General features: G+C 32.9%; 14 protein-coding genes. 9 read left to right on the top strand and 5 right to left on the bottom strand.

All coding sequences use genetic code 11. From position 1 onward, the window contains the following. Nucleotides 1-65 precede the first annotated feature (65 nt). The 7 genes from R3L15_RS02835 (at nt 66) to R3L15_RS02805 (ending at nt 9,452) form a co-directional block, all read left to right on the top strand. Nucleotides 66-1,877 carry an OstA-like protein gene (locus R3L15_RS02835; RefSeq protein ID WP_338733113.1) on the top strand — a complete coding sequence of 604 codons (1,812 nt, stop codon included), beginning with the start codon at nt 66-68 and terminating at the stop codon, nt 1,875-1,877. A 31-nt stretch (nt 1,878-1,908) separates the two neighbouring features. Further along, on the top strand, nt 1,909-3,090 hold the full coding sequence (locus R3L15_RS02830; RefSeq protein ID WP_338733111.1) for an aspartate aminotransferase family protein: 1,182 nt from the start codon (nt 1,909-1,911) through the stop codon (nt 3,088-3,090). A gap of 137 nt (nt 3,091-3,227) precedes the next feature. Next, on the top strand, nt 3,228-4,616 hold the full coding sequence (locus tag R3L15_RS02825; RefSeq protein WP_338733109.1) for a tetratricopeptide repeat protein: 1,389 nt from the start codon (nt 3,228-3,230) through the stop codon (nt 4,614-4,616). Between the two features lie 54 nt (nt 4,617-4,670). After that, nucleotides 4,671-5,678: a DUF368 domain-containing protein gene (locus R3L15_RS02820; RefSeq protein ID WP_338733108.1), complete on the top strand. Its 1,008-nt coding sequence runs from the start codon at nt 4,671-4,673 to the stop codon at nt 5,676-5,678. 5 nt (nt 5,679-5,683) lie between these two features. Beyond that, nucleotides 5,684-6,700, top strand: a complete 1,017-nt coding sequence (locus R3L15_RS02815) for a DUF368 domain-containing protein (protein ID WP_338733107.1) — start codon at nt 5,684-5,686, stop codon at nt 6,698-6,700. After that, complete coding sequence (aroE, locus tag R3L15_RS02810) at nt 6,669-7,427, top strand: shikimate dehydrogenase (RefSeq protein ID WP_338733106.1); 759 nt, start codon at nt 6,669-6,671, stop codon at nt 7,425-7,427. Before R3L15_RS02815 ends, aroE begins: the two co-directional genes overlap by 32 nt. Before the next feature lie 99 nt (nt 7,428-7,526). Continuing rightward, nucleotides 7,527-9,452, top strand: a complete 1,926-nt coding sequence (locus R3L15_RS02805) for a DUF349 domain-containing protein (protein WP_338733104.1) — start codon at nt 7,527-7,529, stop codon at nt 9,450-9,452. 218 nt (nt 9,453-9,670) lie between these two features. Here R3L15_RS02805 and mazG read toward each other — a convergent pair whose 3' ends face one another. From mazG to ruvX, 4 genes are all read right to left on the bottom strand, one after another. Continuing rightward, on the bottom strand, nt 9,671-10,444 hold the full coding sequence (gene mazG / locus R3L15_RS02800; RefSeq protein ID WP_338733102.1) for a nucleoside triphosphate pyrophosphohydrolase: 774 nt from the start codon (nt 10,442-10,444) through the stop codon (nt 9,671-9,673). A 102-nt stretch (nt 10,445-10,546) separates the two neighbouring features. Then, nucleotides 10,547-10,966: a DUF5606 domain-containing protein gene (locus R3L15_RS02795; protein ID WP_338733101.1), complete on the bottom strand. Its 420-nt coding sequence runs from the start codon at nt 10,964-10,966 to the stop codon at nt 10,547-10,549. Between the two features lie 52 nt (nt 10,967-11,018). Next, nucleotides 11,019-11,609, bottom strand: coding sequence for a peptide deformylase (def, locus tag R3L15_RS02790; RefSeq protein ID WP_338733100.1), 591 nt, complete (start codon nt 11,607-11,609; stop codon nt 11,019-11,021). A gap of 82 nt (nt 11,610-11,691) precedes the next feature. Then, nucleotides 11,692-12,102 (bottom strand): Holliday junction resolvase RuvX, encoded by a 411-nt coding sequence (gene ruvX / locus R3L15_RS02785; protein WP_338733098.1) that lies wholly within the window; start codon nt 12,100-12,102, stop codon nt 11,692-11,694. A gap of 95 nt (nt 12,103-12,197) precedes the next feature. On the opposite strand from ruvX, the gene R3L15_RS02780 reads away from it, so the two are divergent. Next, nucleotides 12,198-13,013, top strand: a complete 816-nt coding sequence (locus R3L15_RS02780) for a 2,3,4,5-tetrahydropyridine-2,6-dicarboxylate N-succinyltransferase (protein ID WP_338733096.1) — start codon at nt 12,198-12,200, stop codon at nt 13,011-13,013. Further along, nucleotides 13,013-14,074: a glycosyltransferase family 9 protein gene (locus R3L15_RS02775; RefSeq protein ID WP_338733094.1), complete on the top strand. Its 1,062-nt coding sequence runs from the start codon at nt 13,013-13,015 to the stop codon at nt 14,072-14,074. Before R3L15_RS02780 ends, R3L15_RS02775 begins: the two co-directional genes overlap by 1 nt. Here R3L15_RS02775 and R3L15_RS02770 read toward each other — a convergent pair. After that, nucleotides 14,071-14,901, bottom strand: a complete 831-nt coding sequence (locus tag R3L15_RS02770) for a glycosyltransferase family 2 protein (RefSeq protein ID WP_338733092.1) — start codon at nt 14,899-14,901, stop codon at nt 14,071-14,073. The two genes, R3L15_RS02775 and R3L15_RS02770, sit on opposite strands and share 4 nt — an antisense overlap. Nucleotides 14,902-15,074: the final 173 nt, after the last annotated feature.

Raw genomic sequence — 15,074 nt, 5'->3', positions numbered from 1 at the left:
TAAAAAAATCATAACAACGAAACTCCAAACGTTTAAATCCTTATTTTTGAACCAAATTCAAGGTAATGAAAATAACCAAGCACTTGTTTTTTAGCCTACTCCTTATACTGTTAGTGTCTGGAATTAGTCATGCACAAGAACAAAAGCGTATTCAAATAAAATATTCTGGTTTTTTAGAGTTTAACGACAACGAAACACCAGGACTAAAAGTCATGACACGAGATGACAAACAACAAATTCATGTTATCCATGAAGGTGTAAACATGTGGTGCGATCAAGCCTTACTGTATAGCGACGACAACTTTATTGAAGCCTATGGCAACGTAAAAATGAAACAAGGCGACACCATAAATATGAATGCCAAATATGTGGAGTATAGTGGCCAAACTAAACTAGCTTTTGCTAGCGGCGATGTTGTTTTAACCGACCCAAATTCTAAACTCACCACAGACACCTTATATTTTGATAGAGTAAAACAGGAATCTTATTATAAAAGTGGCGGGAAAGTTGTGCGTGATTCCTCGGGTACGATAACCAGTAAAATTGGGCGTTATTATATGGATAATAGCAAATACCAGTTTGTTCAAGATGTGATTTTAGTTCATCCAGACTATAATATTAATACCAATCAACTAGATTTTTACTCCGAAACAGGACACGCTTATTTATATGGGCCTTCAACCATCACAACTTCAGATAGTAAAACCTATTGCGAAAGAGGTTTTTACGATACCGAAAGAAAACAAGGCTACGGTATTAAAAAAACCCGTATAGATTACGACAACCGTATTTTTGAAGGCGACAGCATGTACTTTGATAACACGCGAAGTTTTGCTTCTGCCACAAATAACATTAAGGTTACCGACACCACAAATAATAGTGTTATAAAAGGGCATTATGCTGAAGTTTATAAAAATAAAGACTCCGTTTTTATTACCAAAAGAGCATTAGCCATTACAGTACAAGAAAATGATTCGGTTTACATGCATGCCGACACACTCATGGTTACAGGAAAACCTGAAAGTAGAATAACAAGAGCTTTTAGAAATGTTAAACTATACAAAAGCGATTTAAGTGGTAAAGCCGACTCCATTCATGTAGACCACAAAAGTGGCTTAACACAACTTATCAACTTATCTAGATTAAGTTCGCAGGATGCCTTTGCTTCTAAACGAAGACCTATCTTATGGAATGAAGGCAACCAAATGACAGGTGATACTATTCACATAAAATCTAATCCAAAAACCGAAAAAATCGACTCCCTTTTTGTGTTTTACGACGCCTTTTTAATTAGCAAAGACACTGTTAGTGAAGATAATTATAATCAAATAAAAGGAAAAGAACTTATTGGGTTATTTAATGATGAGAACAAACTTAAACAAGTCGATTTAATTAAAAACGCTGAATCTATTTTCTTCTCTAGAAATGATAAACAAGAGCTTATAGGTATTGATAAAGCCAAAGCAGGAAGCATAAAGATTAAATTTAAAAATGCTGAAGTTGAACGCTATTATAGATATAATCAAATAGATGCTAAAATTTATCCAGAATCTGAGTTCCCTAAAAACGCTAGAAAACTTCGCGGATTTGTTTGGCGTGAAGACGAAAGACCTAAAAGTGTAGAAGATTTATTTAGCGACGACCCACCGTTAGAGCTTCCTACTATTCAAGGTCTAGAGCCTTACGTCCCTCAAGAAGAGTTTTTTGATGCCTCTATGCTTAAACGCATTAAAAAAGCTGAGGAAGCTGAAGAAAAAAAACAAAACAACCCTAATAACCTTAACAAACCTTTAAAAGCGTCTAGAAAACTTCCAAAAAACGTTTTAAAAAAAATAAATCCGGAAGAAAGCAAGAAAACAGATAAAGAAGAAAAATAACTAAGTTTTTTAAATAAAGTAGCTATAAATATTGATTTCAGATTTTTTAAAATACCAAGCGCAAACTTCTACGCATCCCTTAGCCATGGAAATTTCCCATGCCAAAGGATCTTATATTTACGACACCAATAACAAAGCTTATCTAGATTTTGTCGCAGGAGTTTCTGCTTGTACGCTTGGGCACGTTCACCCAAAAGTTGTAACGGCAATTAAAAAGCAAATTGACAACTATTTACATGTTATGGTTTATGGCGAATATGCCCAAGAACCAGCGGTTGCTTTATCAAAATTTTTAGCCAAACACCTCCCCAACTCTCTTAACAAAACCTATTTAACAAATTCGGGAACCGAAGCTGTTGAAGGTGCTATAAAATTGGCTAAACGTGTTACAGGAAGATACGAAGTTATTGCCGCAAAAAATGCTTATCATGGTAACACTATGGGAGCTATGAGCGTTATGGGAATTGAAGAACGCAAACAAGCTTTTAGGCCACTTATTCCGGGCACGAAGTTTATCAACTTTAATTGTGAAGACGATATTTTAAAAATTAATAAGAAAACTGCTTGTGTTATCCTTGAAACTATTCAAGGTGGCGCAGGGTTTATTGTTCCTAAAGATAACTTTTTAAAAAAAGTAAAAGAACAATGCAACAAGGTTGGCGCTTTATTAATTTTAGATGAAATACAACCAGGCATTGGAAGAACTGGAAAACTTTTTGGTTTTGAACACTACCAATGTATACCCGATATTTTAGTTATGGGTAAAGGTCTTGGCGGCGGTATGCCTATTGGTGCATTTACCGCTTCGAGTGAGCATATGGATTATTTAACTAGCAACCCAGAACTTGGTCATATTACAACATTTGGTGGGCATCCTGTTATTGCCGCCGCTGCTTTAGCCACACTTAAAGAAGTTACAAAAAGCAATTTAATATCTCAAACACTCATAAAAGAAACTATCTTCCGAGAACATTTAAAACACCCTTTAATAAAAGAAATTCGTGGAAAAGGCCTAATGCTTGCTGCCATAACACCCTCTAGCGAAATAACTAATCGGGTTATATTACGATGCAAAGAGCAAGGACTTATTTTGTTTTGGTTGCAATTTGAACCCAAAGCGATACGCATAACACCGCCACTCACCATAACTAAAGAGGAAATCGTACAAGGCTGCCAAATAATCACAAATGCTTTAAATGAACTAAACCCTTAATATTAGCCTAAATGCCATGTGTTTTTTAACGTAAAACAACAATTGTTGATTAATCTGTTGAAAACATTTCCCTCATTTAAATAAAACAAGGCAAATAGTACCCTACATTTATTCATGTAAATATATAACGTGTGCTTATGGAGTTAAATCCTAACGAAGACAACAATTTACCACTTACCAAATTCGAATCAATGTTAAAAACAAACCACGTGTTGTTTTTTGACTCTGGAGAATTCGAAAATATAGTCCACTACTACTTATCACAAGGAAAAGTAGCTTTAGCTAAAAAAGCCATTAAATTAGGACTAGAACAACACCCAACATCAACCAATCTAAAATTATTTAGAGTTGAAGTTTATATTTTTGAAAACAAATTAAATCTGGCCGATGAACTTCTAAATGAACTTCATGAACTAGAACCTTTAAACGAAGAAATATATATTCAAAAAGCGAGTATACTGTCTAAACTAGATAATCATTCTAAAGCTATAAAAGCTCTAAAAAAGGCCTTAGAATTAACCGATGATGTAGCCGATATTTATTCTTTAATTGGCATGGAACATCTTTTTCTAGACGAGTTTGAAGAGGCCAAATACTTTTTTATGAAATGCCTAGAAACAGACATTCATGATTATTCGGCCTTGTATAACATTATGTATTGTTTTGATTTTCTTGATCAACACAAAGAAGCCATCGAATATCTTACAACATATTTAGATAGTAACCCTTATTGTGAAGTTGCTTGGCATCAATTAGGAAAGCAATATTTCTCGATAAAAGATTATAAAAAAGCACTAACCGCTTTTGATTTCGCCATAATTTCTGATGATCGTTTTGTGGGTGCTTATTTAGAAAAAGGCAAAGTTTTAGAGAAACTTAAAAACTACAAAGAAGCCTTAGAATGCTATGTTTTAAGTTTAAATCTGGATGATCCAACATCATTTGCGCTTTTAAGAATTGGATTTTGTCATGAAAAATTAGGCGAAAAAGACTTGGCTGTTCAATATTATAAAAAAACTATTCATGAAGACCCTTTATTAGATAAAGGCTGGATAGCTATCACAAAATTTTACACCAAACAACAGAATTTCCAAAAGGCGCTTTATTACATAAATAAAGCTATTAATATTGATGGTGATAATGTAGTATACTGGAAACAGTATGCTAAAATTAATCATAGACTTAACTTTTTAGAAGAAGCAGAACGAGGCTATAAAAAAGCCTTAGAACTTGGCAATTACGAATTAGATACTTGGCTGTTAAGAGCCGATATACTTTTACGTTTAGGAGAATCTAACACAGCTATTCAAAGTCTTTTACAAGCCTCAGAATTTTATCCTGAAAATGCTGAAATTGAATATAGATTATCTGGTTTATACTATACCGCACATGAAAATGATAAAGGCCAATATCATTTAAAAAATGCTCTAGCACATAACCACGAATATGCTTTTATTCTAGAAGAACTTTTTCCTAAAGTTATTTCTAACCCACAAGTTAAAAACTTATTAAAAGCCACGTCTTAACTTACAACGTCTACTTAAAAATAGCTACCTTTGACGTTAGATTAAAACCTAACCATGGGAAGACGTTTTTCTGATTATCTTTTTATATCCTTAAAAGGTATCGCTATGGGAGCTGCCGATGCTGTTCCTGGTGTTTCTGGTGGCACCATTGCCCTTATAGCAGGAATTTATCAAGAATTAATTACCACCATTAGCAATATTAAACCTAAACTCATTATCACCTTAAGAAATGAAGGATTTAATACATTTTGGAAAGAACTAAATGGCAACTTTTTACTAGCCTTGTTAACAGGCATTGTTATAAGCTTTGTCTCTTTCATGAAAATAGCCAAATATTTGATCGAGAACCATCCCATTTTTATTTGGTCGTTCTTTTTTGGGCTTATAATCGCAAGTATTTACTACGTAGGCAAACAAGTTAGTTCTTGGAGTCTTTCAACAGTCATTGCATTATTAGCAGGAACAGCATTTGCTTATTACATTTCTACGCTACCGTCTTTAGCAAGTAACAACAGTAGTTTTTTCCTATTCTTTGCAGGCGCTATAGCTATTTGTGCTATGATTTTACCTGGCATATCAGGCTCTTTTATACTGGTTGTTTTAGGTGCTTATAAAACACTTAGCGACGCTGTGCATGATTGGGATTTTAAACGATTGGCGCTTTTTATTTTAGGCGCTGTGGTTGGTCTGCTAAGTTTCAGCAAAATTTTAAAATGGCTGTTTAAACATTATTACAACTTAACAATGGCGCTTCTAACCGGCTTTATTTTAGGATCGTTAAACAAAATATGGCCTTGGAAAATTACAGAAACTGTTATGGAAAAAGCGACAGGCACGATAATCCCCTTAAGTGATTTAACCCCTTTAAATACCTTAAGCTTATTTCAGCAGCAAATACATAATTTTGAAACCTATAAAGTAGCTACCGAAAGGAGTGTTTTACCAACCACATTTTCAAATATGAATGGTAATATTGATGCGCATACAACTACAGCTATTGTATTAATGATTCTGGGTTTTGTTACTATCTTAGCTCTTGAAAAAATAGGCTCTAAAAAATAACTTGCATGCAAAGTACACGAACATTTCGAGATAAAATATTCCTAATCTTTAAAGGGTTAGGTATGGGAGCCGCTAATAAAGTGCCTGGTGTTTCTGGTGGTGTTGTGGCTTTTGTTGCTGGTTTTTATGAAGAGTTTATTTACTCGCTTCAAAAAATAAACGGAAAAGCTTTTAAACTTTTAATCAATGGAAGATTTAAGGTTTGTTTTCAATATATCAATGGTCGTTTTTTAGCCTTGTTATTTACAGGTATGATGATAAGTTATTTTAGTGTTTCAAAAATACTAGATTATCTTATAGAACACTATCAACTCTACGTCTGGAGTGTGTTTTTTGGTATGATTATCGGCTCTATATATTACATTAGTAAAGATTTTAAAGCATGGAATGTTAAAACATATTCCGCACTTATAATAGGAACCATTTTAGGCATAAGTATCAGTTTTTTAGATCCTGCAAAAGAAAACGACAACCTTTGGTTTGTGTTATTTTGTGGCATAATTAGTGTTTCCGGAATGACACTCCCTGGGTTTTCCGGCTCATTTATTCTTATCCTTTTAGGAAATTATGTGTTGCTATTAGTAGATTCTGTAAATGCGCTTTACGATAGTATTTCCGATTTAATTCAAGGTAATTGGGCATTCTTAAAAGATCCCGAACGTGTTAAAATGCTCAAGGTTTTAGGTGTTTTTACTGCTGGCTCTGTAATTGGGTTAGTAACTTTTTCCCATATTTTAAATTACATTTTAAAACATTACAAAAATATTACGACAGCATCTATAATTGGGTTTATCGTAGGTTCTTTAGGCGTGGTTTGGCCTTGGAAAAAAACAATTTATAAAATGAATAATGATAGTTTCATTTTAGATTCTGCAGGCAAAAAAATTATCGAAAACTACCAACGTTATATCCCCGAACTCTCTACGGAAACCTTTACCGCTATTGGTTTTGCTTTTTTTGGAATTCTTATTGTCTTGGCTTTAGAAATTTATGGACAAAAAACTAGAAAAATCAATGGATAAATTTGGACTTATAGGAAAGAATATTGCTTACTCATTTTCTAAAGCTTACTTTAAAAAAAAGTTTGAAAAACAAGCCATCCATGCTTCTTATGAAAATTTCGATATTGATAACATTGAAAAATTCCCGCATATTATAACCAAAACTCAAGGACTTAAAGGCTTAAATGTTACCATTCCATATAAAGAAGCTATCATTCCTTTTTTAGATAAACTTGACAAAAAAGCAAAAAAAATTGGAGCTGTAAACACTATAAAAATTACTTCAAAAGGAAACTTAAAAGGCTATAACACCGATTATTATGGTTTTAAAAAATCTTTAAAACCGCTTTTAAAACCACATCATAAAAGAGCGTTGATTTTAGGAACTGGTGGTGCCAGCAAAGCTATAGAACAGGCATTAAAAAAACTTGATATAGATTACATGTTTGTATCAAGAACCCCTTCAAATAAAGGCGTCTTTACATACAATGCTTTAACCAAAGAACTGGTTAGCGATTACCAAATTATTATAAACTGCACACCTTTAGGCACATTCCCAAATGTAGAAGACTGCCCTAAAATACCATACAATGCCATTACAACAGGGCATATTTTATACGATTTAATTTATAACCCTGAAGAAACAACATTTCTAAAACTTGGACGTAAAAAAGGAGCTATTACAATAAATGGTCTAAAAATGCTGCAACTTCAAGCAGATAAAGCCTGGACAATTTGGAATAAATAAACTGTATTTTCTTTTACTAGAAAAATAAGGTTTTGTTTGTAATAAAGTTGTTACTATCTTTAACGCACAAGCGATTTTAAGAACCTTAACATTTTTCAGATGTCAACAGAGAAAGATAACCTGCCACAAGCAGACGGAGAAGAAAACAACAAAACAACTATTACACCAGAAAACGACGTAGAAACTACTGCCGAGACACCACAAGAAACCGAAGCTAATAATAAAGCTTCGAATGATGATGATAAAGCCATTTCAGAAATAGATGAGTCCAACGCCAAAGATGCAGAAGACGACGATTCTAACGAATCTATTGAAATGAAAGCGTATGAAAAAATGTCGTTAGAAGAATTGGTTGACGAATTAGAAAAGCTTGTTAAAAACGAAAAAATTCAAGCCATTAAGCAACACGTGTATGAAATTAGGAAAGAATTTAAATCTCATTTCAATGCTCTTGTTGAAGAAAAGAAAGAAGAATTTCTAGAAAATGGTGGCAACGAAATAGACTTCCATTATTCCAATCCACTACAAAAACGCTTCAACGAGGCGTATAGCATTTACAAAGAAAAGCGTAATTCGCACTACAATAATTTACAAAAAAACTTAAAAGAAAATTTAGCAGAACGCCTTTCAATTATAGAAGAAATAAAAGGGTTGTTAAATGTTGAAGAAAACATAAATACCACATACAAACACTTTAAAGACTTACAAGAACGCTGGCGAAATGCTGGTGCAATTCCTAGAGACAAATACAATAATACGTGGAATACGTACCATCATCATGTTGAGAATTTTTACGACTTCCTTCATCTAAATAGAGATTTACGCGATTTAGACTTTAAACATAATCTGGAGAAGAAAATAAAAATCATAGAACACGCCGAAGCTTTAGCACAAGAGGAAGACGTTAACCATGCCTTTAGAGAGTTACAAGTTTTGCACAAAATGTGGAAAGAAGAATTAGGTCCAGTTGCCAAAGAATATCGCGAAGAAATTTGGCAACGTTTTAAAAATGCCACCAAAACAATTCATGATAAAAGACAGATTTACTTTAATGAATTAGATAAGATCTACGAAAAGAACCTTGAGAAAAAACAGGACATAATAGATCAAATTAAAGCAATAAGCGATACCGGAGCAACATCGCACAATGGTTGGCAAAAAAGTATTAAAGAAGTTGAAGCCTTAAGAGAAGCTTTTTTTAATGCAGGAAAAGTACCTATAAAAGTTAACGAAGCCACATGGGCAAAATTTAAAGATGTTGTAAGAACGTTTAATAGAAAGAAAAACGCCTTCTATAAAAACCTTAAAAAGGAACAATATAAAAACCTTGAAAAGAAACGAGAGCTCGTTAAAATAGCCGAAGACAACAAGGATAGCGAGGACTTTGAAACCACGACGCCTTTAATGAAAAAGATACAAAGCGACTGGAAAAAAATAGGTCACGTTCCTAGAAAAGATAGCGATAAAATCTGGAAACAATTTAAAGCCGCTTGTAATCATTATTTTGACAAGTTTCACACTTCAAGAAATAAAGCTAGTGAAGAAGAGCTTGATAATTTCAATAAAAAATCGGAGTTACTACAGGAAATTAAAGGTTTAAAAGTAGCCGATAAAGAAACCGATTTACCTGTAATAAAAGACTATGTTGAAAAATGGAAAGCTTTAGGTAATGTTCCTAGAAATAAACGCAACATAGAAAAAGAGTTAAACAAAACTCTAGATGGTTTTTTTAAAACACTTGGCTTAAACCCATCTGAAGCAGAGCTTATTAAATTTGATAAAAAATTAGAAGTTCTAAACAACCATCAAGACTCTAGACACCTTGATAATGAAAGAGTGTTTATTTCTAAGAAAATTAAGGAAATTAAAGGCGAAATCACCCAATTAGAAAACAACCTCCAGTTTTTCACTAATGTTGATGATGACAACCCTCTGGTTAAAGATGTTCATAAAAACATTCAAAAACATAAAGATGAACTTAGTTTATGGAAAACAAAACTTCAGAAAATTAAGAAACTATACTAGTATAAAATAACCAAATCCTATTTGCGAGAGCAAATAGGATTTAGGTTCCTAACTAAACTAACTAAACAGTTATTTTTCCCAACTAAAATAACCTACTTATGTTATAAAATGACGTTTATTTTTTGAAGTAAATGTAGCTATTAATCACTGTGTTTTAAACGTCATTTATTATATATACGATTAAAGTTCTTTTTTGGATTACAGAGTTTAAAAAAAAATTACTTTTTTTTCGCTTCCTCCCAAAACACATTCATTTCATTCAAGGTCATGTCGCTTAAAGACTTGTTTATTTCCTTAGATTTAGTTTCTAAATACTGAAATCTGTTTGAAAACTTCTTATTAGTTCTTTCTAAAGCATTTTCGGGGTTTATACCTAAAAATCTAGCATAATTCACCAAAGAAAACATTACATCTCCAAACTCGTTTTCCATAGCGTTTTTATCGCCATTCTGCACTTCTTCTTTAAACTCGTTTAGCTCCTCTTCTACTTTTTCCCAGACTTGATTAGGTTCTTCCCAATCAAAACCTACGCCTGCTACTTTATCTTGAATTCTGTTTGCTTTTACCAAAGCAGGCAAACTTTTTGGCACTCCTTCTAGTACACTTTTTCTACCTTCTTTTAGCTTAATATTTTCCCAATTTCGCTTAACGTCTTCTTCGTTTTCTACAGTAACATCGCCATAAATATGCGGGTGTCTTTCTATTAATTTATCACAAATACTATTACAAACGTCAGCGATATCAAAGTCGTTGGCTTCACTACCTATTTTAGAATAAAACACAATGTGTAATAAAATATCGCCTAACTCCTTTTTCACTTCATTTAAATCGTTATCTAAAATAGCATCGCCTAACTCGTAGGTTTCCTCTATGGTTAAATGACGTAATGTTTCCATAGTTTGCTTTTTATCCCAAGGGCATTGTTCTCGTAAATCGTCCATAATGTCTAACAAACGTTCAAACCCTTTTAATTGCTCTGCTCTAGAATTCATTGTGTTTTTTTGTGTAAGTTACTTTTTAAAATAAAAAAATCCAGCCGTTAAAGCTAGATTTTTATTTGTGTTTTATAAACACTCGATAATCGAGGTTAATTTTTATTCTTCTTCATCTGAAGTTGAAACTTCTTCTTCAAAATCTAACAAGTCATGTTTTTGAAGTAAGTTATACCATTGTATTACTTTTTTAATATCACTAGCATACACACGATCTTCATCATAATCTGGTAAAATATTGAAAAAGTACTCTTCTAATTTGTCTTTACTTTCTTTATGACCTATAGCTGTTTGCTCGCCATTTTCTTTTTCTTTTATTAAAGTAAAAACATCTTGAAGTGGCTTTTCTTCAGTTAACGTGTAAATAGCTATTTCGCTTAATAGGCTAACATTTTGATGAATATTTACAGAAATTCTTCTTTTATCTACCAAAGATTCTGCTACAAACCCTGTTCTTGTTTGTGCTACTAATTTATACAATCCCGGTTTTCCTGATATAGCTAAAACTTTTTCTAATCCCATAGGTTTATTTTAAAAAGTGCAAATATGCTTTGTTTGGCATTGTTTGCCAAATTTATCGTCTCTTTTTTTGGTTAGGGAAACGCATTCTATAATCAACGTTGATTTTCCCTTTTGAAATATTATTAAGCTTTCCTTTTATTAAGCGCTTTTTTAAACTAGATAGCTTGTCGGTAAATAAAATACCTTCAATATGATCGTATTCATGCTGAATGACTCTTGCCGCTAGTCCTTCGAATGTTTCAACATGCTTGTTAAAGTTTTCATCAAAGTATTCAATTGTTATTTTAGGTTTTCTAAACACATCTTCTCTAACATCTGGAATACTTAAACACCCTTCGTTAAACGCCCACTCGTCTCCTTCTTCTTTAGTAATTTTGGCGTTTATAAATGTTCTTCTAAATGTTTTTAAAAAAGCCTGCTCTTCTTCGGGCAATTCACTGTCTTCGGCAAAAGGTGCTGTATCTAATATAAAAATTCTAATGGGCAATCCTATTTGAGGCGCGGCTAATCCAACACCATAAGCGCCTTCCATAGTTTCATACATATTATCTAACAACTCGCTTAATTTTGGGTAGTCACTAGGAATATCTTTGGCTTTCTTTTTTAGTACTGGATCGCCGTAAGCAACAATTGGTAAAATCATGGTTTTAATTTTTCAGATGCAAAAATACAATTCCTTTAAGGTTTTACAGCACTTTTAACTTACAATTAAAAGTTTATGGCTTTTATTTACTAGCTAAATAGCTTTGTAAAATGATAGTCGCACTAATTTCATCGACCAAAGCTTTATTACGACGCTGTTTTTTAGATAAGCCACTATCTATCATGGTTTGAAATGCCATTTTAGAGGTAAATCGTTCATCGATGCGCTTTATAGGGATACTAGGAATTTCAGCTTCAAGTTTCTTTAAAAAAGGTAAAATTAATACCTCACTTTCAGAAGCTTGGTTATTTAGCTGTTTAGGCTCTCCAACTACAAAAAGTTCTACTTTTTCTTTTGAAATATACGCTTTTAAAAACGCCAACAACTCTTTTGTGTTTACCGTTGTTAATCCAGAGGCTATAATTTGTAATTCATCGGTAACAGCTATTCCTGTTCTTTTGGCACCAAAATCTATTGCTAAAATTCTTCCCATATTATACAAAAATAAGCAACTTGATTTAAAGTTTTTGATATGTTATACATTAAAAGTATATACACTTATATTTGCAAACATAAATACTTATTAAAATGAATAACTTAAAATCAATTATAGAAGAAGCTTGGGATAACAGAGCATTACTAAAAGAAGAAAACACCATAAATACCATACGTGAGGTTGTTGCCTTATTAGATTCTGGTAATTTACGTGTTGCCGAACCAACAGAAAACGGTTGGCAAGTAAACGAATGGGTAAAAAAAGCTGTTGTTTTATACTTCCCTATCCAACAAATGGAAACTTTAGAGGTTGGTATTTTTGAATATCATGATAAAATTCCTTTAAAAACAGGATATCAAGAAAAGGGTATTCGTGTTGTACCACATGCTGTAGCACGTCATGGCGCGTATATTTCAAAAGGTGTTATAATGATGCCAAGTTACGTAAATATTGGAGCTTATGTAGACGAAGGTACTATGGTAGATACTTGGGCAACTGTAGGGAGCTGTGCTCAAATTGGTAAAAACGTACACCTTTCTGGAGGCGTTGGTATTGGCGGTGTTTTAGAGCCACTACAAGCAGCCCCAGTAATTATTGAAGATAATGCATTTATTGGCTCACGTTGTATTGTTGTTGAAGGCGTTCGGGTTGAAAAAGAAGCTGTTCTTGGTGCTAATGTTGTGCTAACTGCATCGACAAAAATTATTGATGTAACAGGTGAAAACCCTGTTGAATCAAAAGGGCTGGTTCCTGCTAGATCGGTAGTTATTCCTGGTAGTTACACGAAAACATTTCCTGCTGGCGAATACAATGTCCCTTGTGCTTTAATTATTGGAAAACGTAAAGAAAGCACTAATAAAAAGACCTCACTTAACGATGCCTTACGTGAATATGATGTAGCCGTGTAATGAAAGTTCTTATTATACAACAAAAAATGATTGGCGATGTGCTTACAAGTAGTATTCTATTTGAAGCCATAAAGATGAAATACCCTAAAGCGGAGCTTCATTACTTGATTAATTCGCACACATTCCCTGTTGTAGAAAATAACCCGTTTATTGATGACTTTAAATTTTTCACTCCTGAAATAGAAGACAATAAACGGGCTTTTTGGCGGTTTTTAAAACACATTAAAAAAGAACAATACGATGTTGTTATTGATGTGTATTCAAAAACCTCCAGTAATTTAATTACAGCATTTTCGGGAGCAAAAACAAAAATTTCTAAATATAAATGGTACACCAAATCAATTTATACGCATACGTTTAAAAACAAAGACAAAGCTGACACCAATGCAGGCTTAGCTATTGAAAACAGAATACAACTTTTAGCCCCTATTTCTAAAGCATTATCTAAAGAAATAGTCAAGCCAAAAATTTACTTAACCAATAATGAAATTGTTAATTCACAAAAACAACTAAGCGATGCTGGGATTAATTTATCGCACCCTGTTTTCATGATTGGCGTTTTAGGAAGTGGCAACACCAAAACCTACCCTTTACCACATATGGCAAAGGTTATCGATTTTATTGTAGAGCAAACTAAAGGTCAAATCTTATTTAACTACATTCCAAAACAATATACCGAAGCAAAAACGATTTATAATTTTTGTTCATCGGAAACTAAAAAACACATTTATTTTGATGTTTTTGGTAAAAGCCTTCGTGAGTTTTTAGCCATTACAAATCATTGCACAGCTTTAATAGGTAATGAAGGTGGCGCCATAAATATGGCTAAAGCATTAAACATACCTACATTTTCTATTTTTTCGCCTTGGATAAAAAAAGACGCTTGGAGTCTTTTTGAAGATGGCAAGACAAACGCTTCCATTCATTTAAAAGATATTAAACCAGAACTTTACGACGGAAAAACCATGAAAGAGATGAAAAAAGATGTTTTTGCGCTTTATGATATTTTTCCACCGGAATTAATCACTCCTAAATTAGAGTTGTTTTTAGAACAGTTTTAATCTTGTTTTTTCTTTATCCCAAAGTCTGTCCAGGTTTTCTTTTTATGTTTCACCTCAGCTCTAATAGCTAAATTTCTATCTAAAGACTCTTTAGTTTTATAGCCTCTGGCATGGTCTAGATGAACACAAATAGCTTTATATCGTATTTGTTTAGACTTAATACCTTTGTTAAACAAACGTTCTCCAAGCTCTCTATCTGGACCACCATACTGCATACGCTCATCATAGCCATTAATAGCAATTAAATCACTTTTCCAAGCCGATGAATTACAGTTATTAAATGTTGCTCCTGTTGGGGTAACTACATCTAAAAAATTGGCTATCCCGCCTTTTGCAGATAGCTTTAATTTATTTTTTGAACTCACAACTCCTTTAGTTTTTAGCCAATTTACTTTAAAACAGTCTTGGTTTTTTATGTCTTCTGGAGTAATGGCTTCACTTGTATTCATAGGCAACTTACAATACCCACCTGAAAGGAAGTATCCTTTTTCTGCCAATTGGGCATGTGTTTCTACAAAGTCTTCTCTTGGAATACAATCGCCATCGGTAAACAAAATATAGTCGTGTTTTGCTTTAATAATCGCCTCGTTTAAAATGGTTTGCCTTCTGTATCCTAAGTCTTCATGCCACAAATGGGTAATATTTACGGGATAATCTTTTTTAAAGCTATCTATTAGGTTTTTGGTTTCTTCAGTCGAACCATCATCTGCTACAATAATATCAAAATCATTATACGTTTGGTATTTATAGCCTTCTAAAACTTTACTTAACCAATCTACTTTATTATAAGTAGCCATGATAACGGTTATTTTTGGGTATTGTGACATAATTTTTAAATAAATTCCTAGGTGTTTTTTGTTATTTAGTTCGTACTTGACTACTTGCCGTATAACCTTATTTTACTTTATAGCTTCATCTTTTTTACACGGACTGCTATAGTACAAATGTACATATATTAAACTATTTTGCGAGAAAGCATTTTAATTCCTTTTCTTTATTT

This window comes from Mangrovimonas cancribranchiae, assembly GCF_037126245.1.
GTDB lineage: Bacteria > Bacteroidota > Bacteroidia > Flavobacteriales > Flavobacteriaceae > Mangrovimonas > Mangrovimonas cancribranchiae.
Note: the sequence above shows the minus strand (reverse complement) of the source record. Positions and strands in the feature narration are given on the sequence as shown.